The organism is uncultured Metabacillus sp., from assembly GCF_947503125.1.
Lineage (GTDB): Bacteria > Bacillota > Bacilli > Bacillales > Bacillaceae > Metabacillus.
The window spans coordinates 1-3,389 of sequence record NZ_CANNCR010000125.1; the positions used below are offsets into that span (position 1 = coordinate 1).

Genomic DNA, 3,389 nt, shown 5'->3' on the forward strand with positions numbered 1-3,389 from the left:
GCCGATGGCGCCTGGAGCTAGATTCAGAAACGCAAGCTATGTTAAGAAAATATATAAATTCTGATATTACAAAAAAAAGCGCCCTCACTAAGAGAGCTCCTTAATGTCGTTTGACTTCTGTTACGTGTGCTTTTGGATATGCATCTCGGATGATCTGCGCTGCTTCTCCATGTGATCCAGCTTGCAGTCGCTACTCGAATGCGCTGCTTTCAGTTTAGTCTGAACGTTACTTGATATGTCAACTGCTGCCTCCTCCTTCGCTGTTAGCTTGTCGGACGTAAGAGACGTATGTCCAAGTCCACAAAAAGAGCGCCCTCGAATGAAAGCGCCTGCTTCGTGTTATTGTTCTATATATGCTTCTTTTAGCTTCTTATAGATCGTAGCTTTTTCGGTTCTCTCGTCGACTTCTGCTAGTACGTCGACTTTAGAACTCATAGCCTCGTTATAAAAGAGCTGGAGTTCCTCCGCTTTTATTGCATCGAGATTCCATTCGCTTAAATCGACTTGTAACGAATCATCTGCATAATGTAATAATTCCTCGTCTTTGTCGATGATTTGTTTACCTTCTCCGTTATTATACATTCTCATAATATCGTAAAACCTCCTTTATGTTTGTTTGTAGTTAGATCGCATCGAACTCCCTCGGCTTCAAACGAAGCCTACTCGATACAATGGCATTTGTTTAGAGTCCCGTCGATACGATCCCACTCGAAGGAGCCGAAGCTCCCTCGTTCGTTATTTCTTTACGTAAAATCCGTATACTGTAATCGTTAAAGATTCCGCAGATACTCCGTTATTAGTTCCGTTTACTTTTAAAGACGACTGCATAGAGATGAGTCCTCCATATTGAGCCTCTGTATCAGTTACGGAGTCCTAATACGTGCGCATCGTTTCCGTCGATTGTAATGCTGTTTACTGCGGTATTAGAGCCTTTCGTAATTGTAAAGCTATTAATCTGTACTAGCTTTCCATCGGTTACGTTTAAGACTCTTCTCCTGTAGCTCCTGCTGCTATTGATACAGTAGCCTCGCCTTTAAACGGTAGTAAAGGATACGTTTCTTTAATCGGTACTCCGTTTTCATCATAAAAAAATGCTGACATGTGTAAAAACCTCCTTTTATATTTAAAGCGCCTTAAGCGCCTCTCTTACGTTGTTACGTACTACTTATGCTCGCATCTGACCCAGTAGAGCTACGAGCGATCCTTCGTCTGTCTCGATGATTACCCGATCTGTAAAAAGTATCTCGGAAGGCTCCCGACTAACTACTCGCCCTAGATACTTGAGGTGCTCTTCTGGTAGACATTCGGCTGCTGCGATCTTCTGTCGAGCTGCTTCGGGACTCGATGCCTCCGCATATTGCGGATATAAGTACGGCTCTCCAGCGATAAAAAAAGCGAAGAGCATCTTTAAGACTCCTCGCCTTTGTAGATATCCTTAAAAGCCTCCTGTTGAGCTTCGTACATGCGTTTCATCTGACCATAACGAATAATATCAGACTGGCGCTGCGACTTCTTCGCTGTTTCGAATGCAGCCCAGAGATCCTCCTCTGAGATAAGCTGCTTTTTTGCTTCGGCTTCCTTTCGCTGCTCCTCTGTGAGTTCCGCCTGCTTCTTTTGATGCTGGCGCTTTAGGTTTACATACAGTAAACGAACGTCTTCCCGACCTGTCGCTTTTGTGATCGCAGTAGATTGCTTAAGGTCTGCTTCGGTGATCTCCTCGTTACCCGTTATTGGCGCAGTCGTTGTATAGGAGCCGTCTTTTTTTGTCCTTTTACATTTCCTTACGTGCTTCGGTGATCTGCTCGTCTAGCTTCCGCTTAAACTCGAGAAGCTCGTCCAGTTCTTTGATAGATGGTCCTCTCTTAAGAACGAACTTCCCATAATTAAGAAAAAAGTCGATAGCTTCCTTTAGCTCCATACTTTCGATATCTGGTAGCTTCGGCATGTCTACACTCTTAACGACTTGAGAGGCGAGAAGCTCCGATGCTTTTCTTTTACGTCGTTTGAAAACAGATTTACATATGTCTTAACGATCTCCAGCGATGCATGCCCGAGTATCGCTTGCAGCTCGAAGATTCCTGCTCCGTTCCTCTACTGCCATGCGAGCGAAAGTATGTCGGAAAGTATGCGGACTGCATCTTACGTCTTTAATGCCTGCGGATTTACCGTATTTTCTCACGATATTTTGTAGCTGGCGCTTCGATAAAGGCTCGTTTTCCAGAGTAACGAAAAGAGCATCTGTCTCGACGAAGCCTCGCAGCGAGATATACTTCTTTAACTGCTTCTTCATAGTCGAAGTTATAGGTACGATGCGCTCTCGATAGCCTTTCGCATTCCTAATATGTATCGAGCCTTCATCAATACTCAAGTCGCTTAACGTGATTCCTACGAACTCATTCGCTCGGATGCCTGTCTCGAGTAGAAGTAGCATGATTGTATAATCACGAATCCCTGTAAACGTTCTTAAGTCGGGTTGCTTTAACAATAGATCGAGCTGCTTCCGACTGAATGTATTAACGATATGCTTTCGATCTTTCAATAACTTCATGCCTGCGACTGGATTCGTCCCGATGTAATGCTGCTCGTATAAGAAGTTAAAGAAAGCTCGGACGGCTCGGAGCCTAGTATTAATTGTTACGACCTTAAGTCCTTCCTTGCGCATGTATCCGATTATATAGCGCTTAATATGCTCCGACGTTATAGCCGAAGGATCGCTCGTTATTTCCTGCGCCTTTAGATGTTTTAAGGCAGCAGTAAGCTCGTTACGGTAGTATCTTACGGTATGCTCACGTAGATTACGAAGCTCGCAGTCTCTTAAGAAGATGGTTAAGGCTTCGAGCCAGTCTGTCACATACGACCTTGAATCTTTCTTTATTGTTGCGAGTTGATATTCAGTTAATTCGTTACGTCTGCGACTCATGAATACGACTCCCTTCGTACGATTTTCGGATTAAAAGTCGTATTCCATGAAACATAAAAAAAGCGCAAGGCGCCTGCCTATCGGCGACAAGCATAAGGCGAACAGGAATAGAAGGTGTACTTTACCTTCAATTCCTGTTTGACTTATGACCTCGAGCCGATGGCGCCTGGAGCTAGATTCAAAAACGCAAGCTATGTTAAGAAAATATATAAATTCTGATATTACAAAAAAGCGACCTAGCATATGCGCTAGATCGCCTTTATTTCGCTTATTATTCGTAATTTCAGATACCAGTGGTCGGGGTCGAACCGACACTCCCGAAGGAACACGATTTTGAGTCGTGCGCGTCTGCCAATTCCGCCACACTGGCATGTCAAAATCAATTATACATATGGTGCCGAGGACCGGAATCGAACCGGTACGGTAGTCACCTACCGCAGGATTTTAAGTCCTGTGCGTCTGCCAGTTC

General features: G+C 44.2%; 2 protein-coding genes, 1 tRNA gene and 1 pseudogene. All 4 read right to left on the reverse strand.

Annotated elements, in window-relative coordinates; all coding sequences use genetic code 11:
• Window positions 1–339: 339 nt before the first annotated feature.
• The 4 genes and pseudogenes from Q1B07_RS26280 to Q1B07_RS26295 all read right to left on the reverse strand — a co-directional run bounded on the left by Q1B07_RS26280 (window position 340) and on the right by Q1B07_RS26295 (window position 3,290).
• Window positions 340–588 carry a hypothetical protein gene (locus Q1B07_RS26280; protein WP_299095645.1) on the reverse strand — a complete coding sequence of 83 codons (249 nt, stop codon included), beginning with the start codon at window positions 586–588 and terminating at the stop codon, window positions 340–342.
• 1,183 nt (window positions 589–1,771) lie between these two features.
• The gene (locus tag Q1B07_RS26285) at window positions 1,772–1,945 is read right to left on the reverse strand and encodes a hypothetical protein (RefSeq protein WP_299095643.1); all 174 of its coding nucleotides are present in this window, start codon (window positions 1,943–1,945) and stop codon (window positions 1,772–1,774) included.
• 2 nt (window positions 1,946–1,947) lie between these two features.
• Window positions 1,948–2,920: pseudogene (locus Q1B07_RS26290) on the reverse strand (tyrosine-type recombinase/integrase).
• Between the two features lie 288 nt (window positions 2,921–3,208).
• Window positions 3,209–3,290, reverse strand: a tRNA-Leu gene (locus tag Q1B07_RS26295).
• Between the last annotated feature and the right edge of the window lie 99 nt (window positions 3,291–3,389).

Bases quoted from the DNA above. Each gene is read 5' to 3' on its own strand.
- Q1B07_RS26280 (WP_299095645.1), bottom strand. From the start codon at position 588: ATGAGAATGTATAATAACGGAGAAGGTAAACAAATCATCGACAAAGAC.
- Q1B07_RS26285 (WP_299095643.1), bottom strand. From the start codon at position 1,945: ATGCCGAAGCTACCAGATATCGAAAGTATGGAGCTAAAGGAAGCTATC.